The sequence below is a fragment of the Streptomyces populi genome (assembly GCF_002911015.1).
Classification (GTDB): Bacteria; Actinomycetota; Actinomycetes; order Streptomycetales; family Streptomycetaceae; genus Streptomyces; species Streptomyces populi.
In genome coordinates this window covers 1-23261 of sequence record NZ_KZ626961.1, presented here as the reverse complement: position 1 = coordinate 23261, position 23261 = coordinate 1, and the positions used below count along the sequence as shown (strand labels likewise).

At 71.0% G+C, this 23261-nt stretch carries 20 protein-coding genes; 7 read left to right on the top strand and 13 right to left on the bottom strand.

Annotation, left to right across the window (positions count from 1 at the left end; translation table 11 throughout):
* Together CW362_RS36420 and CW362_RS36415 are read left to right on the top strand one after the other, a co-directional pair.
* Positions 1-350 (top strand): helix-turn-helix domain-containing protein (locus CW362_RS36420; RefSeq protein ID WP_206301174.1); only part of this gene is annotated, 350 nt, incomplete at its 5' end.
* Positions 347-1012: a TetR/AcrR family transcriptional regulator gene (locus tag CW362_RS36415; RefSeq protein ID WP_206301173.1), complete on the top strand. Its 666-nt coding sequence runs from the start codon at positions 347-349 to the stop codon at positions 1010-1012. The genes CW362_RS36420 and CW362_RS36415, both read left to right, overlap by 4 nt.
* A 284-nt stretch (positions 1013-1296) precedes the next feature.
* Here CW362_RS36415 and CW362_RS36410 read toward each other — a convergent pair whose 3' ends face one another.
* The 6 genes from CW362_RS36410 to CW362_RS36385 form a co-directional block, all read right to left on the bottom strand.
* Complete coding sequence (locus CW362_RS36410; RefSeq protein ID WP_103553884.1) at positions 1297-2079, bottom strand: SDR family oxidoreductase; 783 nt, start codon at positions 2077-2079, stop codon at positions 1297-1299.
* Between the two features lies 1 nt (position 2080).
* Positions 2081-3349: an acyl-CoA dehydrogenase family protein gene (locus tag CW362_RS36405; protein WP_103553883.1), complete on the bottom strand. Its 1269-nt coding sequence runs from the start codon at positions 3347-3349 to the stop codon at positions 2081-2083.
* 378 nt (positions 3350-3727) lie between these two features.
* A complete protein-coding gene (locus tag CW362_RS36400; RefSeq protein WP_103553882.1) occupies positions 3728-4420 on the bottom strand; it encodes a TetR/AcrR family transcriptional regulator in 693 nt (230 codons plus the stop codon).
* A gap of 188 nt (positions 4421-4608) precedes the next feature.
* Positions 4609-5256 carry an HAD family hydrolase gene (locus CW362_RS36395; RefSeq protein ID WP_103553881.1) on the bottom strand — a complete coding sequence of 216 codons (648 nt, stop codon included), beginning with the start codon at positions 5254-5256 and terminating at the stop codon, positions 4609-4611.
* Positions 5257-5327: 71 nt separating this feature from the next.
* On the bottom strand, positions 5328-6527 hold the full coding sequence (locus tag CW362_RS36390; protein WP_103553880.1) for an acetyl-CoA C-acyltransferase: 1200 nt from the start codon (positions 6525-6527) through the stop codon (positions 5328-5330).
* Positions 6528-7067: 540 nt separating this feature from the next.
* Complete coding sequence (locus CW362_RS36385) at positions 7068-8180, bottom strand: catalase family protein (protein ID WP_103553879.1); 1113 nt, start codon at positions 8178-8180, stop codon at positions 7068-7070.
* 1668 nt (positions 8181-9848) lie between these two features.
* Here CW362_RS36385 and CW362_RS36380 point away from each other — a divergent pair.
* Entirely contained in the window at positions 9849-11234 is a 1386-nt protein-coding gene (locus CW362_RS36380; protein ID WP_103553878.1) for an MFS transporter, read from the top strand.
* 49 nt (positions 11235-11283) lie between these two features.
* Here CW362_RS36380 and CW362_RS36375 read toward each other — a convergent pair whose 3' ends face one another.
* The 4 genes from CW362_RS36375 to lnt form a co-directional block, all read right to left on the bottom strand.
* On the bottom strand, positions 11284-13209 hold the full coding sequence (locus CW362_RS36375; protein WP_103553877.1) for a helix-turn-helix domain-containing protein: 1926 nt from the start codon (positions 13207-13209) through the stop codon (positions 11284-11286).
* Positions 13210-13306: 97 nt separating this feature from the next.
* Positions 13307-14107, bottom strand: a complete 801-nt coding sequence (locus CW362_RS36370) for a 3-hydroxybutyrate dehydrogenase (RefSeq protein WP_103553876.1) — start codon at positions 14105-14107, stop codon at positions 13307-13309.
* Positions 14108-14167: 60 nt separating this feature from the next.
* Positions 14168-14641 carry an NUDIX hydrolase gene (locus tag CW362_RS36365; RefSeq protein ID WP_103553875.1) on the bottom strand — a complete coding sequence of 158 codons (474 nt, stop codon included), beginning with the start codon at positions 14639-14641 and terminating at the stop codon, positions 14168-14170.
* A gap of 169 nt (positions 14642-14810) precedes the next feature.
* Positions 14811-16424 (bottom strand): apolipoprotein N-acyltransferase, encoded by a 1614-nt coding sequence (gene lnt / locus CW362_RS36360; protein WP_103553874.1) that lies wholly within the window; start codon positions 16422-16424, stop codon positions 14811-14813.
* A gap of 223 nt (positions 16425-16647) precedes the next feature.
* On the opposite strand from lnt, the gene CW362_RS36355 reads away from it, so the two are divergent.
* On the top strand, positions 16648-17703 hold the full coding sequence (locus tag CW362_RS36355) for an O-antigen ligase family protein (protein WP_240658232.1): 1056 nt from the start codon (positions 16648-16650) through the stop codon (positions 17701-17703).
* A 19-nt stretch (positions 17704-17722) separates the two neighbouring features.
* On the opposite strand, the gene CW362_RS36350 is transcribed toward CW362_RS36355, so the two are convergent.
* Both CW362_RS36350 and CW362_RS36345 read right to left on the bottom strand, forming a co-directional pair.
* Positions 17723-18268, bottom strand: coding sequence for a hypothetical protein (locus tag CW362_RS36350; RefSeq protein ID WP_103553890.1), 546 nt, complete (start codon positions 18266-18268; stop codon positions 17723-17725).
* Between the two features lie 87 nt (positions 18269-18355).
* Positions 18356-19141, bottom strand: coding sequence for a glutamate racemase (locus CW362_RS36345; protein WP_162684347.1), 786 nt, complete (start codon positions 19139-19141; stop codon positions 18356-18358).
* Positions 19142-19199: 58 nt separating this feature from the next.
* On the opposite strand from CW362_RS36345, the gene CW362_RS36340 reads away from it, so the two are divergent.
* Positions 19200-20384, top strand: coding sequence for a glycosyltransferase (locus tag CW362_RS36340; protein ID WP_206301171.1), 1185 nt, complete (start codon positions 19200-19202; stop codon positions 20382-20384).
* A gap of 63 nt (positions 20385-20447) precedes the next feature.
* On the opposite strand, the gene CW362_RS36335 is transcribed toward CW362_RS36340, so the two are convergent.
* Entirely contained in the window at positions 20448-21758 is a 1311-nt protein-coding gene (locus CW362_RS36335) for a TerD family protein (RefSeq protein ID WP_103553887.1), read from the bottom strand.
* 291 nt (positions 21759-22049) lie between these two features.
* Here CW362_RS36335 and CW362_RS36330 point away from each other — a divergent pair, with 291 nt between their 5' ends.
* Both CW362_RS36330 and CW362_RS36325 read left to right on the top strand, forming a co-directional pair.
* On the top strand, positions 22050-22472 hold the full coding sequence (locus CW362_RS36330) for a DUF6643 family protein (protein ID WP_103553886.1): 423 nt from the start codon (positions 22050-22052) through the stop codon (positions 22470-22472).
* 45 nt (positions 22473-22517) lie between these two features.
* Positions 22518-23261, top strand: a 744-nt coding sequence (locus CW362_RS36325) for an MOSC domain-containing protein (protein ID WP_103553885.1), incomplete at its 3' end; no start/stop codon positions are given.

Here is a 23261-nt window from a genome sequence, read left to right as displayed (position 1 = left end):
GCGGGGGCGGGGTGGCAGCACTGCCGCGGCTGTCCCCGTTCGACTACCTTGCGCTGCGCGCCGACGACCTCGCGCGCCAGCTGGTCGATCCCCGGGTGCGGTCGATGTTGGAGGAGGACCGCAGACGTGGCGACACGCTGGCCGCCACCATACGGGCCTTCGCGGAAGCGGACCTCAACCTGCGGCTGGCCGCCGAGCGCTTGCGGGTGCACCACAACACGGCGCACTACCGGTTGCGCCGGATCGAGGAACGCACCGGCCGCAATCCGCGCCGGATCGCCGACCTCCTGGAACTACTGGTCGCCCTCGCCATCCGCGACGGGGCCGAGGAAGGCGGGGAAGGCGAATGAGCGGCACGGTGGAGTCCGACGGGACCGAAGCGGTACGTCAGCTGCCGGGCGGCCAGGGGGGCATGGGTCTGTCCGAGGAATACGCCGGGCAGGACGGAAGCCTCCGGCGCACGCTGCTCGACGCCTCGCTGGAGGTGTTCGCCGAGCGCGGTTACACCGACGCCGGTCTCACCGAGATCGCGGCGCGCTGCGGCATCCCGGTGGGCAGCCTCTTCCAGCACTACGGCGGAAAGCGAGGGCTGTACCTCGCCCTGTGGGAGGAGTTCCGGGAGGAGCAGGAGCGCCGAACCGCGGCCACACTGACCGCCGAGCGCAACCGCGGCGTGGAGGACCCCGTCGCCCTCTTCGTGGCGGGAGCCAGGGCCTACCTGGAGGGTGCCTGGGACAACCGGAGGCTCGGCAGACTCCTCGTGGAGGACGACGGCCCCGCGGGCTTCGACGCGCTGCGCCGCCAGTGGGACCGCGCGTGGGTACGGCGCAACGCCCGGCTCCTGGAGATCGACGAGCGGCGACGCGCCGGCCGGGTCAGGGTGAGCGTGCTGACCACCGTCATCGGAGGAACGGCGCGCGAGCTGGGCGACTGCGGGGACGAGACGGAAGCCCGGGAGATCGTGGACGAGGTGTGCGGCATCCTGATCCATCTGTCGGCGCCGCCCGGCTGAAACGCCCGGCACGGGCGGAGGCGACAGGACCGGCTCCGCCCGACGACGCCTCACTCCCCGGACACCCCGCGCCGAGCGCCGCCATCGACCTCGCCCGCCGCCTCCACGCCGATGGCCTCCTCACGGAGCTGCCTCAGGGCAGCAGCGGCCACGGGGGTGACGCGCCTCGGCCTCGATCACGACGCTGGCCAGGCCGGGCCAGGGCCTGTCCGGCCGGTCAAGTCGCAGGAGAGGAACGGCGCCTGCCCGGCGCTGCGTCTGCGGCGTGACCGGCCGACCAGGTCCTAGACACCGGTGTCGGCTCCCTGCCTGAACGGGAGCGCGTCACCGAGGAGTTGGCCGCCGTCGATCACCATCGTCTCGCCGGTGATCCAACTCGCGGCGTCCGAGACGAGAAACGCGACCGCCGAGGCGATGTCGGCCGGCTCCCCTATGCGCCCGAGTGCCGTCGCGGCGGACAGGGCCTGCTCATGGTCCTTCCACAGAGCCTCGGCCAGCTTCGTGCGCACCACACCCGGCGCCACCGCGTTGACGCGGACCTTGGGCGAGAGTTCCAGGGCCAGTTGCTTCGTGAGGTGGATCAGTGCGGCCTTCGACGCGTTGTACAACCCGATGTTCGCCTCGAAGGTCAGGCCGCCGACCGAGGCGGTGTTGACGACCGCGCCGCCGTGCTCGCCCATCCAGGCCCGCACGGCCAGCCCCGTCCACAGGACAGGAGCCCACACGTTCACGTCGAAGGTCTTGGCGAACCGGACGTGGTCCTGGTCGACGACGGGCCCGAAGGCCGGGTTGGTCCCCGCGTTGTTGACGAGGATGTCGAGGCTTCCGAAGCGCTCGAGCGTCAGATCGACACAGCGCCGGGCCGCTTCTTCGTCGACCGCGTGCACACCGACGCCGATCGCCGTTCCCCCGACCTGGGCCGCCGCGGCGTCCGCCGCCTCCTGGGACCGGGAGGTGAGGACGACGTTTCCGCCGACGGCGGCGATGGCCTGGGCGATCGCCAATCCGATACCGCGGGAGGCGCCCGTGACGACGGCGGTGCGGCCGCTGAGGTCCAGCCCTGTCATGTCAGTTCACCCCTGCCTCGTGGCCGCCGGGGGTGTCCGTGCCGCTCGCCGCCGTGGTGGCCCCGTCGCGGTACCGCCGCAGTTCCTGCCTGGCGATGGCCCGCTTGTGGACCTCGTCGGGGCCGTCCGCCAGCCGCAGTGTCCGCAGCTGCGCGTACATCATCGCCAACGGGAAGTCCTCGGTCACGCCGGCTGCTCCATGTACCTGGATCGCGCGGTCGATGATCTTCAAAGCGATGTTCGGGGCGGCCACCTTGATGGCCGCGATCTCGGTGCGCGCTTCCTTGTTCCCGACCGTGTCCATCAGATGCGCGGCCTTGAGCGTGAGCAGCCGGATCATCTCGATGTCGATGCGCGCCTCCGCGATCCAGTCCTGGATGTTGGACCGTTCGGCGACCGGACTGCCGAATGTCACCCGTGACTGCGCGCGCCGGCACATCAGCTCCAGCGCCCGCTCGGCCGCGCCGATGGCCCGCATGCAGTGGTGGATACGACCGGGCCCGAGCCGGGCCTGGCTGATCGCGAAACCCTCGCCCTCACCCTTGAGGAGGTCCTTGGCCGGCACCCGTACGTCGGCGAAGTCGATCTCGGCGTGCCCCTCACGGTCCTGGTAGCCGAACACCGGCAGGCCGCGCATCACCGTGATCCCGGGAGCGTCGATGGGCACGACCATCATCGACTGCTGCCGGTGCGGAGCAGCGCCGGGGTCCGTCTTCCCCATGACGATGAGCACTTTGCAGTTGCGGTGCAGGGCATTGGAGGCGAACCACTTGCGGCCGTTGAGCACGTACTCGTCGCCGTCGCGCTCCATCCGCAACTCGATGTTGGTGGCGTCGGAGCTGGCGACACGCGGCTCGGTCATCGCGAAGGCCGAGGCCATCGTGCCGTCGAGCAGGGGCTTGAGGTACTTCTCCTTGTGCTCGTCGCTGCCGAACAGCGTGAGCACCTCCATGTTCCCGGTGTCGGGAGCGTTGCAGTTGCACGCTTCGGGGGCGATGTGACTGCGCCCCATGATCTCCGCCAGCGGCGCGTACTCGAGGTTCGTCAGCCCGGGGCCCCACTCCGGGTGCGGGTGAAACAGGTTCCAGAGTCCGCGCCTTCGCGCCTCCGCCTTGAGTTCCTCGATGATCGGCGGGTGGAAGTGCGGGTCACCCGACGCGCGCATCTGCGCGTGGTACACCGCCTCAGCGGGGTAGACGTGCAGATCCATGAACTCGAGCAGATCCGCCTGGTACTTCTTGGCGCGATCCCGTATCTCGAACAGGGACATCCGGACTCCTGACGGTGGGAAGGGAAAGTCGCGTTGACGGCGCTTCCCGGATGGTCGGCGTGGACTCTCTCCGGCGCCTCCCGCGCGCTGCCGATGCAGTCGCCACCACCGGTGACGACGGCCGCTCCTCGGGCAACGGTCTCGGCGAACCCTCTCCGTGGCGGGGCGTGCGAAGCCGGGGCACGGCCGCGAGCCTGCGTGACCATGCTCTTGTCGAACTTTATAATTGAATCTGGCGTCAAGTTCAACAGTGGGGTGCACGACGACGCGCGGAGAAGGCCGCCCACCTCCCGCGGAGGGGACGGCAAAGGGAGCCGAGAAATGAGAAGCACCCGGTGATACCGGGTGCGGTGGGCCAGGCGGTCCGAGCCGCCGGGGTCAGCGGTGGCCGGGGAACCGCAGGGCGTTCGCCCAGAGACGGGTGACCGTGGACACCAGCTCCTCGAAGTCCACCGGTGCACCTTCTTCTTGCCGTTCACCGACCACGAAGGCGTTGTAGGCCAAGACGCTGACCATGCCCGACAGGGCACGGGAGGCCATCATCGGATCGACCCCACGGTCTGCGACATCCCGCGCCTGCAGGTCGGCGATGCCGCGGGCATTGCGGCGGATGAACGCGTCGGCGCGCCGGCTCCGGAACTCGCGGAACTCCGGCTCCACCTGTGCGACCTGCTCAAGAAGGGCCATCAGCTTCGCGTTCCGCTTGTACGCCTCGAGATACGCGCGGTTGCTCGCCTCGAGTACCGCATAGGGATCGTCGGTACCCTGCACCCGGCCCATGCCGGGGTGCATCATGTCCTCCTGCGCCTCCAGGAGGACGGCGGCGAGCACCTCCTCCTTGTTGGCGAAGTAGGTGTAAAAGGATCCTGCCGCGCATTGAGCTTCTTTGGTGATGTCGGTCAGGCGAGTGTCGAGGTAGCCGTCCCGTTCGAACACCGTCCGCGCGGCCTTCACCAATGCGGCCCGTGTCCGCGCTCCGCGCTTCGTCGCAGGTGGCTCGCGAAGGTTCGAGAGGGGCGCCATGGGAGGTGCGTACTCGCCGTCGATCTCCTCGGGCGCAGTGGTGTCCATTCCGGAAACGGTACTTGAATCCGACGCCACAGTCACAAACGTGGGACTGATCCCTGACGCCGCGTAGCGCAAGGCTGTCGACGGTGACGGCGCGTGGCGGCACACAGGATCGAAATCGCTGATCGTGGGCGGCCTGCCGAGGACGCGAGCAGGTGGCCGTGCGGGTCCCACCCCCGCCGAATCGGCGATCAGGCGATGATCCCGAAGCGTTCGGCGAGCTGGCGGCGAGTGTCGGCGGCGCCGGTGTGCAGTACGCCCTCGATTCCGATCCGTGCCGCTCCGTCGAGATTCTGCTGCAGATCGTCGATCATGACCGCCTCCTCGGGGTCGATGCCCAGGCGTTCACATGCGATCGCGTAGATCCGCCGGGAGGGCTTGCGGATCCCGACCTCCGCGGAGATCACGACCGCATCGGCAACGGCGGAGAGGTCGACGCCGTCGTAGGTTCCGGTACCGAACGAATTGGACACGAGCGCAACGGGACGGCCGGCGGCTCGAAGATCACCGAGCAGCGCGAGCATGTCCTGGTCGATCGACATGCCCGCCTGCATCCGGGCCGTGAGCCCCTCGGCCGGTACGTCTGCGCCGTGGACGCGGAGGCGTTCGGCGAATCCCCGCTCGAAGCCCCCGGCGTCGAGACGGCCGCACTCGTGATCGGCCAGGAGGGTGCGTGATCGCCGGTCCCGGGCGAGGAGGTCGAGCGGCAGGCGCGGGTCGCCGCCCAGCGAGGCGCCGAAGGCGGTGAAAGCCTGCAGCACACTGGAGGTGATGACCCCACCGAAGTCCACCAGGACCGCGGTTCGGGGTTCTGCCGCCGACTTCGACACGGTGTCCACGTCTCTCCTCACGATCGGCCCGCTGCCGCGCGATCCGACGGCAGCCACGTTCTCCAGCAGGGACGGGGACCTCAGACGACCTCGAACAGTCCGGCTGCGCCCATTCCGCCGCCGACACACATCGAGATCACCACGTACCGAACACCCCGGCGCTTCCCCTCGACGAGGGCATGCCCCACCAGCCGGGCACCGGTCATTCCGTACGGATGACCGACCGAGATGGCGCCGCCATCGACGTTGAACCGCTCCGGATCGATGTGCAGTTCGTCCCGGCAGTACAACGCTTGGGAAGCGAACGCCTCGTTGAGTTCCCACAGACCGATGTCGTCGATGGTGAGGTTGTGCTGCTTCAGCAGTTTCGGAATGGCGAACACCGGGCCGATGCCCATCTCGTCCGGCCCGCATCCGGCAACGGTCATACCCCGGTAGACACCGAGCGGTTCCAGTCCGCGGCGCTCGGCCTCCCTCGACTCCATCAGCACCGACGCCGAAGCCCCGTCCGACAACTGCGAGGAATTGCCCGCCGTCACGCTGGAACGCGCGCTCACCCGGCCGTCGGGCAGCACCGGGGCCAACCCGGCCAGGCCTTCGAGCGTCGTCGACGCGCGGTTGCCCTCGTCCCGGGTCAGCGTGAACTCCTCGTCCCGCACTTCCCCGGACTGCTTGTCGAGAACCTTCTTGGTACTGGTGAGCGCGACGATCTCCCGGTCGAACCGGCCGGCCTCCTGCGCCGCCGCGGTGCGCTGCTGTGACACCAGCGCGAACTCGTCCTGACGTTCCCGACTCACGCCGTAGCGTTCGGCGACGATCTCCGCCGTCTGCAACATCGGCATGTAGATGCCCGGCTTGTGCTCGACCAGCCAGGGATCCGCCATGCGGTGGGTGTTCATGTGGTCGTTCTGCACCAGGGAGATCGACTCGACACCGCCACCGACAGCGACCTGCATGCCGTCCGTGACGATCTGCTTGGCCGCCGTCGCCACGGCCATCAGGCCCGACGAGCACTGCCGGTCGATCGTCATCCCCGACACGACGTCCGGAAGCCCGGCACGGAGAGCGGCCTGACGCGCGACATTGAAACCCGAGGCCCCCTGCTGCACGGCGCAACCGAGGATCACATCCTCGACCTCACCTCCCTCGAGCCCGGCGCGTCGCACCGCGTGCGAAAGGGCGTGAGCGGCAAGCTCCTGCGCCTGGGTGTCGTTGAACGCGCCGCGGTAGGCCTTTCCGATCGGCGTCCGTGCCGTCGAAACGATGACTGCTTCCCTCATGTCGCCTCACTGTTTCCTGTTGGTCCGGTTCGTCCGGGAGCTTCGGGGCCGGGATTCCGAGCGCCGTGAGCCGGGCTCGACTGCCGGCAGAGGGCGCCGAACGCCAACTGCCTTATGGAGATGGCTCATCAACCCTCTCCTCGAGCGGCCTTTGACGTCAGTCACGGCCGCAGCAGCGACACGGAGTCAGCCTTCCGAACGTTATAGTTGAATCCGGCGTCATGTTCAACAGCGGGCAAGCCCCACATGAAGAGCTGGATCGCGACCCGGCTGCGCCTCCCCACGGGTGCGGGCGTGTTCGACGCGATCGCGGCACGCAGGTGCAGCGCGTTCGGCCCGGCCGCCGCACAGGAGACCGGGCGGCGGACCAACGGGCCGCACCGGTTCGAGACCCTCCAGGGCGTCAGCCACCGGGCCCCCCGAGGAGACGCCCGAAGGGCTGAGCCGCCTGCCACTGGAACACCTGCGAGAGCACGGCAGGTGCTGAACTGGCAGCACATGTCCCGCAACCTGCGCGGCGGCGGGCGCGACCGAGGCGGCTCAGCCCAGCAGCTCGGCGCTGCCGGCCGGTTCGCGCCGCTCCTGCCCGTTGATCCGGTGCCGTTCGATGGACGAGCGCCGGTACACCTCCTGCCGCACCCGCTGGATCTCGCCGATGGGCCGGTGGTCCTCGCGCGTACGCCACGGCGTGATCGACGTGGCGTCGGCGGCCGCCAGGTTGTCGTACCCGTCGATGGCCTGGCGCGGGAGATCCACCCGGGCGACCGTCACCCAGGGGGACAGGTCTTCGGGCCACTTGACGGATGTGTTGTCCACCGGCATACGGGTCAGATCGGTGTTGAGCTGGACCTGGAGCTCGAAGGAGTGGTCTCGCTCCGCGGCCTCGGCCACCAGGGTGCGGCGGAATGCCTCATTGTCCGCGCGCACGTCCACGATCTGCTGCGTGATGGAGGCCAGAGACGCGGCGGTCGGCACGGTACGGATCTTGGCGATGTGGTCGCCGTACCGGAAGGCGCCCATGCTGTTGTAGCTGTACGACAGCAGGTTCCTGCGCGGGACACCGGTGAACGACAACATGGCGAGCAGTTCGTCCCACAGCCAGGTGTCGGGATCGGTGAGCGTCATCCGGCGGGTCAGGAACTCCGCCATCCAGGTCTTGCGGCGGGCCGGGTCCACGAGGGCCTCGGGCAATTCGGCGAACAGATCCTCGATCACCATGTAGTCGTAGGCCGTGTTCGCGAAGAAGACATCGTTGTTGATCAGGTTGAAGTCGAAGGTGCCGCTGTCTCGCTCGTCGTCCAGCAGCGAGGGGCCGTCGACTCCGAACAGCTTGATGCCCATTCCGCAAGCCGCGCCCAGCTGGTGGTCGGGGCGGTCGTGGCCCAAGCCGTTCGAGTAGCGGACGACGGCGTCGTACGCGGTCGGCCGCGCGAAGATCCCCTGCCGGTAGAAGCCAGGATTGTCACCAACCGTGACCGTGGCCTTGAGGAGGCCGTAGGTCTTGCCGTGGGCCGTGCGGACAGCACGGCCCACGGTCTCGCGCTCGACCGAGGCGCGAGTACGACGCGCCACCTGGGCGATGACCGCTTCCATCTCCTCCCGGTAGGAAGGGCGTTCGATGGGCCGGTAGTCCTCGTAGCGAACAGGATTCATTGTGCCGCCTCCCTCTCGTCGTGTACTGCAAGCAGACGCTAGTGCGCAATTTGATTGTGCACAACATAACTGTGAGCGATCGCACGCTCCCGGCATCGAATCGTCGGTGCCGACTACTCGCCGGCGCCCGGTGCCTGCTGTGCGGCTCAGAGGGACGACGAACAGAGATGAACGGCCCCACAAGCGGTCCAGTCACTACCCGGCCCGTCCGACCAAGGTCCTCTGACGCATCGAGCACATCTGCCGCGAACTCAACACGGCCTGGGCCCGGACCACTTCGAAAGCCGGCCAGCGTTTCAGCCACCGGCTTCCCCTTTGCTGCTCGGTGAGCCGCTACCTGGTGGGAGAGGCGCTGATGCTGCCGGAAGAACTGACGGAAGAACTGACGGAAGGACTGGCCGAGGAACTGGCCGAGGGCCTCGCGGAAGGGGTTGCCGCATGCGAGGGCGAGCTGGGGCGGCGACTGCTGGAGGCTCGCGGGGTCGGCTTCGGCTTCACCGGTGGCGGCGCACTGGTGGTGGCGGGAGGTCGAGAAACCGGTGACGTGCTGCGAGTCGCCGTCGGCAGAGGACGCCGGATCCCGTCACCGTTTCGGTCCCGGACGCCCTTTCGGGCCGGGTGCGTGGTCACACGCTCCGGTGAAGCCTGTGCATCCGGAACGCGGACCCCGGGCTCTTCGGGGGACGGCTGTTCCGGGATCGAGGCTGCTCGTGGGGCCGTCGACTGGGGAAACATCGATGCGGTGGCCAGGCCTCCGAGGAGGGTGAAGGCGACTGCGGCAAGAGACCGGACGGCATACTTCTTCAGCCGCGCCGGACGATCGCAGCGGTCAGCCGACAGGTCTTGCGAGTCGGTCGGTGACCCGGGAAGGGGCGACTCGGAAGAGCTCGGTCCCCTGCTCGAGCGGACCTCCGCCATCGCGGCCTCGACGGCCGGAGCACCGCCTCTCCAATCGCTCAGCTGTGCCATGCCGGGGTCGCATGCCCCACACTCCGGGCAGGTAACGGCGCCGTTGAGCGTGCGGCTGCACGGGATGCAGTAGTCCATGAAGCGACCGTCCTCAGTCTTTGAGTTGACGGGAGCAAAGGTGCACCCAATCCGGGCAGCAGTCAGCGGCGGGGAGACGCCGCTTGGTTTGTTTCGGACCGATCTTTGGCATGCACGAACCTCACTTACCGGTCTGCGGGTGGGACACCGGTTACTGGGTCCAACGGGGCGTATCGAATGAGCGCTCACCCGCAGGCTGAAATGTGGGGTATGCAACTCTGCTGGAAGGGACGTTGACGACCGGGACGGCGCGGCAGCCTTCGGCATCCGAGCCGAACGGTTACGGCTCGATCCGGGCCGAGTGCTGCTCACTCCCCACGGCTCGACACCCCTTGCACGCACCTTGTTTGCTCCTGCGACGCCCTGGGGCGAGGTGGTCAGGCGGAGGAGAGCCCCACGGGCAGCAGCAACCGCACTGCGGCCACAGCCGGTCGTCTCGGCGGCGCCGAGTCTGCTCCCACCCACGAGCCCCTGAACCGGACTTCCGCAACCCTGGCATGGTGGCCACACGCATAGCCAACCCCCGAACTATGGTGCCCCGCCACATGTGCGCCTGACCTGCGCCTTCCTACCGTGTGCCGACACGTACCCGTCCCCACCGCACACGAGGAAGTGGCGCACATGGCCTCCGGAACCACCGCTCCCCCACCACCCGTGAACCTCAAGCGCATCGTCGCCGCGTCTCTCATCGGCACCACCATCGAGTGGTACGACTTCTTCCTCTACGGCTCGGCCGCCGCCCTGGTCTTCAACAAGCTGTTCTTCCCCGACTCCGAACCGCTCGTCGGCACGCTGTTGTCCTTCCTGACCTACGCCGTCGGGTTCGCGGCCCGGCCGCTGGGCGCGCTCGTCTTCGGGCACTACGGCGACCGGCTCGGCCGCAAGCGGCTGCTGGTGCTGAGTCTGCTGATGATGGGCGGGGCGACGTTCGCGATCGGCCTGCTGCCCACGCACGCGACCGTCGGTGTGGCGGCCCCCGTCCTGCTCACCGCGCTGCGTCTGGTGCAGGGCTTCGCGCTGGGCGGCGAGTGGGGCGGTGCCGTCCTGCTGGTGTCCGAGCACGGCGACGCGAGGCGGCGGGGGTTCTGGGCGTCATGGCCGCAGACCGGGGCGCCCGCGGGGCAGCTCCTGGCGACCGGTGTCCTGTCGCTGCTCACCGCCACGCAGTCGGACGGAACCTTCGTCTCCTGGGGCTGGCGCATCCCGTTCCTGCTCTCCGGTGTACTGGTGGTCGTCGGCTTGTGGATTCGTCTGTCTGTCGACGAATCGCCTGTCTTCAAGCAGGCGTTGGCGCGGGCCGAGGCCCGGAAGGCCGCCGGTACGGACGTGCCGGAGAGGCTTCCGCTGGTCTCCGTCCTGCGCCACCACTGGCGTGACGTGCTCGTCGCGATGGGCGCCCGTATGGCCGAGAACATCAGCTACTACGTGATCACCGCCTTCATCCTCGTCTACGCCACCACTTCCGCCGGCGTCTCCCGCCAGACCGCGCTCAACGCCGTTCTCATCGCCTCGGCCGTGCACTTCGCCGTCATCCCGGCCTGGGGCGCCCTCTCCGACCGCATCGGCCGCCGCCCCGTCTATCTGCTCGGTGCCGCGGGCGTGGGCCTCTGGATGTTCCCGTTCTTCTCCCTGATCGACACCGGCGGCTTCGCGAACCTCGTTCTCGCCGTCACCGTCGGCCTGGTCCTGCACGGCGCCATGTACGCGCCCCAGGCCGCCTTCTTCTCCGAGATGTTCGCGACCCGGATGCGCTACTCGGGTGCCTCCATCGGGGCCCAGTTCGCCTCCGTCGCGGCGGGCGCGCCCGCACCGCTCATCGCGACGGCCCTGCTCTCCTCGTACGACAGCTCGGCTCCCGTCTCCCTCTATGTGATCGGGTCCGTTCTGCTGACCCTGATCGCCGTGGGCTTCGCCAAGGAGACCCGGGACCGCGACCTGTCCGCCGTCGACACCGCGGACGACGATCAGCGGGCTCCGGTCGCACCGGCGGACGCTCGTACGGTCTGACCACGCGCCCGCGCCGCCCGATCCCCGCACGCGACGCCGCGTGCGGGGATCAGCGCGGTCCGCCCGACGACAGCCGGTGCAGTCTCAGCGCGAGTTGGATCTCCAGTGCGCGGGCCGGACTCTGCCAGTCGTCCCCGAGCAGGCGCCCCACCCGCTCCAGCCGCTGTGCCACGGTGTTCACGTGTACGTGCAGGGCGTCCTTCGTGCGTGCCGGACTCATACCACTGGCGAAGTACGCGTCGAGGGTGCGCAGCAGGTCGGTGCCGCGCCGTTCGTCGTAGGCGACGACCGCGCCGATCGTCCGGCCGACGAACCCGGAGATGTCCCGGTCCCCGGCGAGCAGCAGTCCGAGGAAGCCGAAGTCCTCGGCGGCCGCGCCGTCGCCGGTCCGGCCGAGCAGGCGCAGCGCCTCCAGGCAGCGCTGCCCCTCCGTGTACGCCGCGGCCACCGCTTCGGGGTGCGCCGTGAGCCGGTCGACGGGCGCGGAGGCTCCGACGGTCACCGTCTCCTGGACGGCGGTGCCCAGCTCCTTGGCCGTACGGCGGGCCAGTGTCGTCGCCGTGTCGCCGGGCCCGAGCGGGAGCAGCAGGACGGTGCCGCCGTCACGGGCGGCGGCCAGTCCATGGCGGGTGGCGGCGAGATGGGACGCGGCCGACCAGAGCCGTCCGCGCGCGCCCGCCTCCTGGCCGGCGTCGGTGGCCACGACGTCGAGCCGGGCCGCCAGCACCACGTGGGGACCGTCGAGATCGGCGTGCAGCCGGGACGCGCGCTCGCGCAGCAGCCCCGGATCCCGGTCCCGGGCGTCCAGCAGATCGTCCAGCAGTTCACCGCGTACCCGCTGTTCGGCCTCGGAGGCCGAACGTCTGGCGAGCAGGAGCAGTGAGGTGACCATCGCGGCGCGCTCCAGGGTGCGCTGGTCGACGGGGTCGAGGCCCGGATGCCCGCGCAGCACCAGCGCGCCGAGCAGTTCGCCTCCCGCCGCCACCGCGGCGACCCAGTCGTCGCCGTGCCGTACGGCGTGGCCGCCGGCGCGGGCCGCCTCCACGGCCACGGCCGGTGTGCCGCCCGGATCCGTGAACTCGACGGCGCCGTCCAGGACTTCGGACACCGCGGCGGCGACGTCGTGGACTCCCCCGCCCCGCAGCACGAGTTCGGCCAGCCGGTCGTGGACGTCCGAGGCGCGCTCGATCGCCGCGCTGCGGTCCCGGATGATCTCGTTGGCCCGGCCCAGACGGTCCAGGGCGGAGCGGGTCTCCGTCAGCGCGTTCGCCGTGTCGATGGCCGCCGCGGCCAGGGCCGCGAACGATCCGAGCAGGGCGATCTGTTCCCGCTCGAAGACCCGCTCCCTGCGGTCCGCCGCGAACAGGACGCCGATGACCTGGGGCCCGATCATCAGGGGCACGCCCAGGATCGCGACGAGCCCCTCGTCCTGCACGCCCGCGTCGATGGTCCGGGTGTGCTGGAAGCGCTCGTCCTTGAAGTAGTCGTCGGTGACGTACGGGCGGGCCGTCTGTGCGACGAGTCCGCCCAGTCCCTCCCCCATGCCGAGCCGCAGCTGCTGGAAGCGCGCGGCGACCGAGCCCTCGGTGACCCGCATGTAGGTGTCGCCTCTGGCCACGTCGTTCAGGCTGAGGTACGCGATGTCCGTGCCCAGCAGCGACCGGGCCCGCTGCACGATCGCCCGCAGCACGGCGTCCAGGTCGCGCAGGCCCCCGAGGTCGTGCGCGGTCTCGAAGAGCGCGGAGAGTTCGGCCTCGCGGCGGCGGCGTCCCTCTATCTCCGTGCGCACGCGCAGGGCGAGCAGTTTGGCCTGTTCGAGCGCGGCGACGCGCCGGGCGGGCAGGCCCTCGGCGCGGGCGAGCAGCACCGGCTGCTCGTAGGCGTCGGCACTCGCTCCTTTGGCCAGGAGTTCCAGGAACGGCGCTTCCGCGCTGTCGGCGGAGCGCCCGGCTGATGACAGGTGATCGCGGGGCATGGCAACAGGATCGCGCATCCGCCGGGCGGCGCCCCTGCCCTGTGGACAACTCGCCACCGACCCGGGCGGGCACGGCGCGAGCGGGGCGGGCTCCGGCTCAGTGCGCGGTCCAGCCCCCGTCCAGGGCCAGCGAGGTTCCGGTCATGAAGGCCGTCTGCGGACCGCAGAGATAGGCCACCGCCTCCGCGACCTCCTCCGGCTCGATGAGGCGCTTGACCGCGCTGTCGCGCAGGAAGACCTCGGTCAGGACGCGTTCTCGGGGAATCCCGTGCGTGCGCGCCTGATCGGCCAGTTGTTTCTCGACGAGCGCGGTGCGCACATAGGCGGGGTTCACACAGTTCGATGTGACTCCGTGGGGGGCGCCTTCGAGGGCCGCGGTCTTCGAGAGCCCCTCGAGTCCGTGCTTGGCGGCGACGTACGCCGATTTGAACGCGGAGGCGCGCAGCCCGTGGACGGAGGAGACGTTGACGATGCGGCCCCATCCCTGCCCGTACATGTGGGGCAGGGCTCCGCGGATGAGCCGGAACGGCGCTTCCAGCATCACGGTCAGCACCGTGTGGAACATGTCGGGCGGGAATTCCTCGATGGGGCGGACCAGCTGCAGTCCGGCGTTGTTCACGAGGACATCGGTGCCGGCCGCGGCCTGCTCCGCCGCGTCGAGGTCGGTGAGGTCGAGGACGCACGGTTCGACCGTCCCGGTCAGGCCGTGCGCCCGCTCGGCCAGGGTTTCCAGGCCCCCGGCGTCCCGGTCGACCGCTCTCACCTTGGCTCCGGCGGCGGCGAGCCGCAGCGCGCAGGCGCGGCCGATGCCGCTCGCGGCGCCGGTGACGAGGGCGGTACGGCCGCCGAGGTCGAGTGCGGAGGCATGGGGGCCCGGGAGGGCGCTGGGCGCGGTCATGTCTCGACCCTAGGCAGCACCCAGGACCCGACCGATATGGTCAGCCCACACACTTCACCTTCAGGTCGTGGGCTCGAACCATGTGGGTTCGTCGAGCAGTGCCTGCTTGATCCGAACGAGGGCGTAGTCGTCCAGCTTCGGCAGGGCGTCCACGGAGAACCAGCCGACCTGGAGCGACTCGTCGTCGTTGACGCGGGCCTCACCGCCGACGGCACGGCACCGGAGCGTGGTGTCCATGAACTGGCAGACGTCGCCGTTGGCGAAGGTCACCTGTCCCCCGGCCTGGACCATCACGACGCGTTCGACCTCGATGTGCACGGCCGTCTCCTCGTACACCTCGCGCACCGCACAGGCGGCGGGCTGTTCCCCCGGCTCGGGGATGCCGGAGATCAGCGCCCACTTGCGACTGTCCGAGCGCTGGCCGAGCAGAATCCTGCCCTCGTCGTCGAAGACCACGGCACTGACTCCGGGGAGCCAGAGGAGCTGGTGGCCCGCGAAGGCCCGGATGGTGCGGATGAAGTCGGGGGTTGCCATGGCCCAGACCCTATCCGCGCGGCCGGGCCGTTCCGCGCACCGGTCCCGGCCCCGGTCCCGGTCCCGGACCGGGCGTCCTCGGCACGTCGTGCAGGAACACCAGGACCGCCGCCCGGTGCCGGGCGGCGGTCCTGGTGTTCCTGCGTGACGCGAAGGCCGTCGGTCCGTCCTAGACGCCGGTGTTCCGCCGCGACCGCAGCGCCGTCGCCGCCGCCCAGCCGAGGCCGCCCGCCGCGACGAGCACCAGGAGCGCCTCGGGGAGGACGCCGAGCTTCGTGGCCGGGGTCTCGGAGGAACGCAGCGGCACCTTCTGGACCAGCGAGTCGGCGACGAACATCCCGGTCTTCTGGGTGATCCTCCCGTCGGGCATGATCACGGCGCTGACACCGCTCGTCACGGGCACCGTGACGGTGCGGCTGTGCTCGACGGCGCGTACGCGGGACATGGCGAGCTGCTGGTAGGTCATCTCGCTGCGGTCGAAGGTCGCGTTGTTGCTGGGCACCGAGATGATCTGCGCGCCGTCGGTGACGGTGCTGCGCACGGCCCAGTCGAACGCCGCCTCGTAGCAGGTGACGAGCCCGACGCCGGTGCCGTTCATCTTGAACACGCCCGGCTCGGTGCCGCGGCTGAAGTCCTGGCGGACCATGCTGGTCCAGTTCTTGTTGATGGCTCCGAGCAGCGGGCGCAGGGGCAGGTACTCGCCGAACGGCTGGACCTGCCGCTTGTCGTAGGTGTCCACCGGGCCCTTCGCCGGGTCCCACAGGACCTGCTCGTTGTAGAGCTTGCCGTCCCGCTCGACGACCGCGCCGACGGAGACGGGGGCGCCGATCGCCTTGGCCGCCGAGTCGATCACGTAGCGGGCGTCGGCGTTGGCGTACGGGTCGATGTCGGAGGAGTTCTCCGGCCAGAGCACCAGGTCGGGCTTGGGCTTCTTGCCCGCCTTGACCTCGGCGGCCAGTCGCTCGGTCTCGCGCACGTGGTGGTCGAGGACGGCGCGCCGCTGCGCGTTGAAGTCCAGTCCCGCGCGCGGGACGTTGCCCTGGATGAGCGCGACCGTCGCCGTGCCGTCCTCCGCCTTGTCGCTGACCAGCACCCGCGCGGCGAGCGCGCCGACGACCGGGACGGCGACGCCGAGCAGCGCCACCACGGCCGCGCCCCGGTGCAGGACTCCGGTGCCGCGACGCTCGACGGCGAGACGGACGATCTCGTACAGCCCGAAGCCGCACAGCACGACACCGAAGCCGAGGACCGGGGTACCGCCGACCGCGGCGAGCGGCAGGAAGACGCCGTCGGCCTGTCCGAACGCGATCTTCCCCCAGGGGAAGCCGCCGAAGGGCGCACGCGCGCGTGCCGCCTCGCCGGCGATCCAGAGGGCCGCCGCCCACAGCGGCCACCCGGGCAGCCGGGAGAGGAACGTGATCCCCGCGCCGACGAGCGCTACGTAGATCGCCTCCACCGCGACGAGCGCCAGCCAGGGACCGGGGCCGACCTCGACGCCGGTCCAGACCAGCAACGGCAGCAGGAATCCGAGGCCGAACAGATAGCCGAGGCCGAGACCGGCCTTCCAGGAGCGACCGCGCAGGGTCCAGGCGAAGACCGCGAAGGCCGGCAGGGCGAGCCACCACAGAGTGCGGGGCGGGAAGCTGACGTACAGCAGCACTCCGGAGAGCGCCGCGGCGGCGGCCGGAACGAGGCGACGCACCAGGGCGGACCCACGCGGGGCGGGCACGGCCTGGGGTTCGAGCTGGTCCGGCTCGTCTACGGTGGTTGCGGTGGCGGTCACTCGGGGAGTGTACGGCGCCTGACCTGGGCGCCGACAGCTCGGCCTTCCGGGTCCCGACGGACGGAACACCGCTCGGCCGGTCCCCCGCACGGATCCGCCGCAACGTTTCTGCACGACCGCTCCCCAACCGGCGCACCAGCCGTTACGGTGTGGCCGAGCCTCTGACGTGCGGCCCGATGCGGTGACGGCGCCCGGGGTCCGGCAGGGTCGGGGGACGACGGGGGTGGGTTCCGCGGGGACGGCGGCCACGGCCGAAAGACGCAGCGCCTCGGACATCGCCGGCGTGATCGTGCTCGCGGCCTGTGCCGCCTGGTCGCTGGTCACGGCGGCCGCGCACGACGGCCGGCCCGAGGGCATGCTGCTGGCGGTACTCGCCGTGGCGGCGGGCTACGCGGTGGGCCGGATCTCCGGAGCGCTCCTGCCGGTGGCCGCCCCCTGTGCCGGAGCGGTGGCCGGGCTCGGCCTCGCGATCTCCACACCCGGCCCGCAGATCAGCCTGCAACTCGGCCACACCGGTGCCACGGCGGCCCTGCTGGCCCTCTCCTGCGGTGCCGCGTGCTGCGCGGCCTGGGCCGCGCGCTCGTCCGTCCTGCGGTTCGCGCTGTGTCTGCCGGCCGCCGGGGCCGCCGTGACGGCGGCGTTCCTCGGATCCACCACCGGACTCGTCACCTGCGCCGGGGTCCTGCTGTGTTCGCTCGCCGCCGCCCGTGCGCGCCGCAGGGCCCTCGGCCTGGCGGGGTTCGCGGCCGCCGCGGCCCTGGTGACGGGGGTGGCCTGGGCGATCGGGGAGAACACCCTGCCGGACGGGCCGGCCTCGTCCCTGGAGGGCCGGCTCACCGCGCATCGCGTCCTGCTCTGGCAGGACGCGATGCGCATGGCCCGTGCCGATCCCGGACTGGGGGTCGGGCCCGGCCGTTACGGAGAGCTCAGCCCCACGGTCGCCCGGTCCCTGCTGCCCGACGGCAAACCCCACTCCGCACCCTTGCAGCAGGCCGCCGAGCAGGGTCTGACCGGAGTGCTCCTGCTCGCGGCGGCTTTCTGCTGGGTCCTGTACGCGCTTCTGCGCTCGCCGCGTGCCACACCGATCGCGCTGACGGCGGGCGCGGCCCTGACGGCGGTGGCCGCCGTCGCCTCGGTCGGCAACGCGCTGAGCTTCATGACGGTGACCGCGGGTGCGGGACTGCTGGCGGGGTTCGCGACCGCGCGGCCGCTCACCTCGGAGGAACCCGACGACGTCCCGGCCACGACCCGGCACTCCGACGGCCGCCCGGGGACGTGAGCGACGCCCTGACCGGCCGTCAGCGCGCCACGCCGGACTTGTCCGGGCGCAGACGGCCGCGGATGATCCGGACGGCAGCCTCGGCGTTGTCCACGGTGATCGTGAACGTATGACCGTCGCCCAGGCGCAGCACCACGCCCTCGCCCCGCCGGACGACGACGGCGGTCCCCTGCTCGGGCCGCCAGCGGTACCCCCAGCCGCCCCACTGACGCGGGGTGACCTGGGGAGCGAAGTCGGCACCGACGACCGTGGAGAGCGGGATACGGCGGCGCGGCACGCCCATGTGGCCGCACCGCACTTCCAGGCAGTCCTCGTCCACCCTCACGGCGACCTGGACGAACGCGAGCGTGCCGAAGAGGATGAGCAGTCCGGCGGCGATGCATCCGACGACGGACATGATCAGCGGCGCCGTTCCCGACGTCCAGCCGGACGTGACGGCCAGCTCGATCCCGAGGGCCACACAGGCCACACCGCCTATGGCGGGCAGCCATTGGACGCGGTTCCTCGCACGCCCGGTCCAGATCTGCGGATCCGGGGAGACTTCGCCGTGGGGGTGGTCCCTCATGCTCATGAGACTACTCAGGTTTCGCTGCGCGGGCACCGGATCGCGGAGTGTCACTCCGCCGAGCGCCGGGAGCGCGGGCGCCGGCTCTCAGCGGGCGGGGCTGACCGCCGCCAGGATGCGGCCTTCCTCGTAGGTGAGCGCCGTGGCGGGCAGCGCGCTCTCGCGTCCGCTCTGCAGCACCGTGACCGTGGACGTGGCGGGGGCCCCGGGGTCCGGGAGCCCGCCGATCCGGCGCAGCGCCTGGGCGGCGACCGCTCCGGCGGAACCGTGCAGGACGAGCGGCGGGCGGCCGGGGCGCTGCACGGCCGCGCGGATGCGCTCGGCGACGAGTTCGTAGTGGGTGCAGCCCAGGACGACGGCCCTCACGTCCTCGGGGGTGCGCGCGGCGGCGGCCTCGATCGCGGCGTCGATGGCCGCCTGGTCGGCGTGCTCGACGGCGTCCGCGAGTCCGGGGCAGGCCACCTCGGTGACCGCCACTCCGGCGGCGAACTCCTCGATCAGTCCGCGCTGGTACGGGCTGCCCGTGGTGAGGGGCGTGGCCCAGATCGCGACGGGTCCGCCGCCCGCGGCGGCCGGCTTGATGGCCGGGACGGTGCCGACGACGGGCACCTCCGGTTCGAGGCGGGCGCGCAGGGCGGTCAGGGCGCGTACGGAGGCGGTGTTGCAGGCGACGATCAGGGCGTCGGGCCGGTGCGACGCGGCGGCCTCGGCGACGGCGAGGGCACGCGCGGTGACGTCCTCCGGCGTACGCGGTCCCCAGGGCATGCTGTCGGGGTCGGAGGAGAGGACGAGATCGGCGTCGGGCCGCAGTCGACGCACCGCGGCGGCAGCAGCGAGCAGTCCGATTCCGGAGTCCATGAGCGCGATCTTCACCCGGTCACCATAGACGATCCGCCCTTACGGGCGACCACGGTGGGGCAGACTGCGACGGGTGAGCGCCCTCGTGTGGATCGCCGTCGGATCACTGGCCGCATGGCTGTGGCTGCTGCTCGGCCAGGGCTTTTTCTGGCGTACGGACGTACGGCTGCCCGCCTGCGGCGAGCCGTCGGAATGGCCTTCCGTCTGCGTCGTGGTGCCGGCCCGGGACGAGGCCGCCGTCCTGCCCTGGAGTCTTCCCTCGCTCCTGGCCCAGGACTACCCGGGGCGGGCCGAGGTCTTCCTCGTGGACGACGGCAGCTCGGACGGCACGGGTGAGCTGGCCCGCGAGCTGGCGCGCCGGCACGGCGGACTGCCGCTCACCGTCGGCTCGCCGGGAGAGCCCCCGGCGGGCTGGACGGGCAAGCTGTGGGCCGTGCGCCATGGCATCGGCCTCGCCCGCGCGCGGGGACCCGAGTATCTGCTGCTGACCGACGCGGACATCGCGCACGCCCCGGACAGCCTGCGGCTCCTGGTGGCGGCGGCACGCACGGGGGGCTTCGACCTCGTCTCGCAGATGGCGCGGCTGCGGGTGGAGAGCCCGTGGGAACGGCTCGTCGTGCCCGCCTTCGTCTACTTCTTCGCGCAGCTCTACCCCTTCCGCCGGATCGCCCTGAGGGGCTCGCGGACGGCGGCCGCGGCGGGGGGATGCGTCCTGCTGCGCGCGGACACCGCCGATCGGGCGCGGATCCCGGACGCGATCCGGCATGCCGTCATCGACGACGTGGCGCTCGCCCGTGCCGTCAAGCGCGGCGGCGGCCGCATCTGGCTGGGGCTGGCCGAGCGGGTGGACAGCGTGCGCCCCTATCCGCGGCTGCGTGATCTGTGGCGCATGGTCTCGCGTAGCGCGTACGCCCAGCTGCGGCACAACCCGCTGCTGCTCGCCGGGACGGTCGCCGGGCTCGCCGTGGTGTACCTGGTTCCGCCGGCCGCCCTCGCGGCGGGCCTCGCCGCGGGGAACCCGTGGGCGGCGGTGGCGGGAGGGACCGCCTGGCTGGTGATGACGGCGACCTACGTACCGATGCTCCGTCACTACCGGCAGCCCACGGTGCTCGCTCCCCTGCTGCCGGTCACCGCGTTCCTGTACCTCCTCATGACGGTCGACTCCGCGGTGCAGCACTACAGGGGACGCGGCGCGGCCTGGAAGGGCCGCACCTACGCGCGCCCCGGCGCCGCCCTCGACGAGAACTGGGAGAACTGAGGGAGTCGGCGCTGACGGTCGTTCCCGGCCCGGCGAGAGGACCGGCTCCCGCCGGGCCGGGGGTCACTTCCTGCCGGGCGTCCAGTTCATGCCCCAGCCGTAGGCGTGGTCGACGGTGCGCTGCGGGCTCACCCCGCGCGCGGGGATCAGGTACCGGGCCTCGCGCTGGATGACGAGGTCGGAGCCGCTGCCGGTGATGAGGGCGAGCGCGCAGACCGTGGAGGGCACCGTGCACTCGTCGAGCGAGAAGTCGACGGGCGCGCCGTTCTGCGGCTGGAGGGTGACCGTGGCGTGCAGATCGGCGAAGGAACGCGCGCCTTCGTAGATGGTCACGAAGATGAGGATGCGCCGGAAGCTCTGCTTGTGATCGAGGTTGATGGTGAGGTTCTCGCCACCGGCCACGGCTCCGGTGCGGTCGTCCCCGTCGAGATATATGTACGGCGGCTGGTGCAGCGCCCCGAAGGCGTTGCCGAGCGCCTGCACCACCCCCTTGCGGCCGTCGGACAGTTCGTACAGCGCACACAGGTCGAGGTCGAGGTCCGCGTGCATGGCGACGGCCCGGCCGCGTTTGCTGCCCCAGCCCGAGAACTGCTTGCGCACTTCCCAGTTGAGGTTCACGCGCATGGCACCGCTGGTGCCGCCCTGCTTGGAGAGCGAGACGGACGGCGCCTCCTTGGTCAGCGTCACCTTGGAGAGGCGGACGGGCGCCGGAGGGGCCGCGGGCGGCTGCGTCGTGACGGGCGGGGCGACCGGCGGCGGCACGGTGACCGGGGGCGCCACGGGGGGCGGGGGGACCTGCACGAGGGTGGCGGGCCCCCGCGGCGCGGCGGCGGGAGGCGCCACGTGCTGCGGCTCGTCCACGGTGATCCCGTAGTCGGTGGCCAGCCCTTCGAGGCCGCTTCCGTAGCCCTGTCCCACGGCGCGGAACTTCCAGGCGCCCTGGCGCCGGTAGAACTCGCCCAGGACGAAGGCGGTCTCCACGGTCGCGTCGGCGCTCTCGAAGCGGGCGACCTCCGCGCCGCCGCGTGCGTCGAGCACCCTGATGCACAGGCCGGGGACGCGCCCGAAGGGGCCGCCGTCCGCGGAGGCCGCCAGGACCACGGTCTCGACGACGGGTTCCACGCGCGTGAGGTCGACGGACAGCGTGTCGGTCACCTGACCGCCGTCGTTCCGCTTGCCCTCGTGGCGCACGGCGCCCGAGGAGTGCGCCGGCTGGTTGTAGAAGACGAAGTCGCCGTCCGAACGAACCTTTCCGGCCACCAGCAGAAGGGCGGACGCATCGACGTCGGGCACCCCCTGTCCCGAACGCCACCCCAATTCCACCCTGAGCGCGCTCGTCGGGACAGGAACATTAGATCCCTTAGGCATTGACATGTACGCCCCCATCGCGTGTCTCCGCGCCGGCGCGAGTCCCGAACGGACCGCCGGCCCCGTTCCCGCCAAACCTAATCCCAGGGTCCGCAGAGTCCCATGACTCTCGCAGGAAGATCCTGGTCAACCGCCGGTAACCCGTCCGAGGCTCGGCCTTTACACGATCTCAACCATCTTTGACGTCCTTTTTTGCCAAGTTCGCTCGCATTGGGGATCCCGCGTCACCACGGACACCGAAAAACAACCCTCTTATCGGTCTCCCCAACCAGCACATCGTGGGCTTAACTTATGGCCATGACCTCCCCCCGCTCCACCTATGGCGGCGGTTACTACTCCGCCTTCCCTGACACCCCGATCTACGACTCCCTCGTCGCAGAACGGGGTACTCCTCAGATCGCCCCGATCCGGGTCCCTTCCGCCTACGACTCGGGCAGCAACAACCTCCCGGCCCTGCCGTCCGCGCTCCCCGCGCTGCCGTCCGGCCCCTCCTCCTACGGCTATCAGCAGGCCCAGCAGCCCTCTCCGCTGCAGCAGGCCCCCGCGCCGTACATCCCGCAGCAGGCCGGCGCGCCCCGGGGCTATCCCAGCCCCCAGCCGCAGCAGCCCCGCCCGATGGCGGCCGGCACGGGCTTCGAGGCCATGCGCCCCGCGGCTCCCCGGCCCGCCCCCGCTCCGTACCAGGACCCGTACAACGGTCAGCAGTACCGCGGGTACTGACACTCCCTGACCGGCCTGTCGGTGCTTCCTGGCACCATGGCGGTCATGGGGAACGCGGCACTGCACTCGATTCACGTCCATCCGGTCAAAGCCTTCCGGAGCACATCGCTCCAGGAGGCCGAGGTCGAGCCCTGGGGGCTGGCCGGAGACCGACGCTGGGTCCTGATCGACGACGGGGGAAAGGTCGTCACGCAACGCGAGCAGCCGCGTCTGGCACTGGCCGCCGCCGAGACACTCTCCGGCGGCGGCCTTCGCCTGTCCGGCGGGAACCTCGGACCCGTGACGGTTCCCGTGCCCGAACCCACCGGTACGACGACGGTGGAGATCTTCGGCGACAAGGTGGAGGCCGTCCTCGCCGACGCGGCCGCGCACGACTGGTGCAGCGCGTACCTGGGTGTCGGCGTACGCCTCGCCCACATGGACGATCCGGCCGTCCGCCGGCCCGTCGACCCGGACTTCGCGCTGCCGGGCGAGACCGTCAGCTTCGCCGACGGCTACCCGCTGCTCGTCACCACGCTCGGCTCGCTGGACGCGCTCAACTCCTTGATAGCGCAGGGCGACCGGGCCGAGGAGGGCCCGGTGCCGATGAGCCGCTTCCGGCCGAACGTCGTCGTCTCCGGCACCGACGCCTGGGCCGAGGACCACTGGTCCCGGATCGCCATCGGCGAGGTCACCTTCCGGGTCACCAAGATGTGCGGCCGCTGCATCGTCACCACCACCGACCAGGACACCGCCCGGCGCGGCAAGGAACCCCTGCGCACGCTCGCCCGGCACCGGCGCTTCGACGGA

Coding starts and splice junctions, on each gene's coding strand:
- CW362_RS36385 (WP_103553879.1), bottom strand. CDS start 8,180: ATGAATCCTGTTCGCTACGAGGACTACCGGCCCATCGAACGCCCTTCC.
- CW362_RS36370 (WP_103553876.1), bottom strand. CDS start 14,107: ATGACCGCGCCCAGCGCCCTCCCGGGCCCCCATGCCTCCGCACTCGAC.
- CW362_RS36330 (WP_103553886.1), top strand. CDS start 22,050: ATGACCTCCCCCCGCTCCACCTATGGCGGCGGTTACTACTCCGCCTTC.
- CW362_RS36335 (WP_103553887.1), bottom strand. CDS start 21,758: ATGTCAATGCCTAAGGGATCTAATGTTCCTGTCCCGACGAGCGCGCTC.
- CW362_RS36410 (WP_103553884.1), bottom strand. CDS start 2,079: ATGACAGGGCTGGACCTCAGCGGCCGCACCGCCGTCGTCACGGGCGCC.
- CW362_RS36375 (WP_103553877.1), bottom strand. CDS start 13,209: ATGCCCCGCGATCACCTGTCATCAGCCGGGCGCTCCGCCGACAGCGCG.
- CW362_RS36390 (WP_103553880.1), bottom strand. CDS start 6,527: ATGAGGGAAGCAGTCATCGTTTCGACGGCACGGACGCCGATCGGAAAG.
- CW362_RS36415 (WP_206301173.1), top strand. CDS start 347: ATGAGCGGCACGGTGGAGTCCGACGGGACCGAAGCGGTACGTCAGCTG.
- CW362_RS36365 (WP_103553875.1), bottom strand. CDS start 14,641: ATGGCAACCCCCGACTTCATCCGCACCATCCGGGCCTTCGCGGGCCAC.
- CW362_RS36405 (WP_103553883.1), bottom strand. CDS start 3,349: ATGTCCCTGTTCGAGATACGGGATCGCGCCAAGAAGTACCAGGCGGAT.
- CW362_RS36380 (WP_103553878.1), top strand. CDS start 9,849: ATGGCCTCCGGAACCACCGCTCCCCCACCACCCGTGAACCTCAAGCGC.
- CW362_RS36350 (WP_103553890.1), bottom strand. CDS start 18,268: ATGAGGGACCACCCCCACGGCGAAGTCTCCCCGGATCCGCAGATCTGG.
- CW362_RS36400 (WP_103553882.1), bottom strand. CDS start 4,420: ATGGACACCACTGCGCCCGAGGAGATCGACGGCGAGTACGCACCTCCC.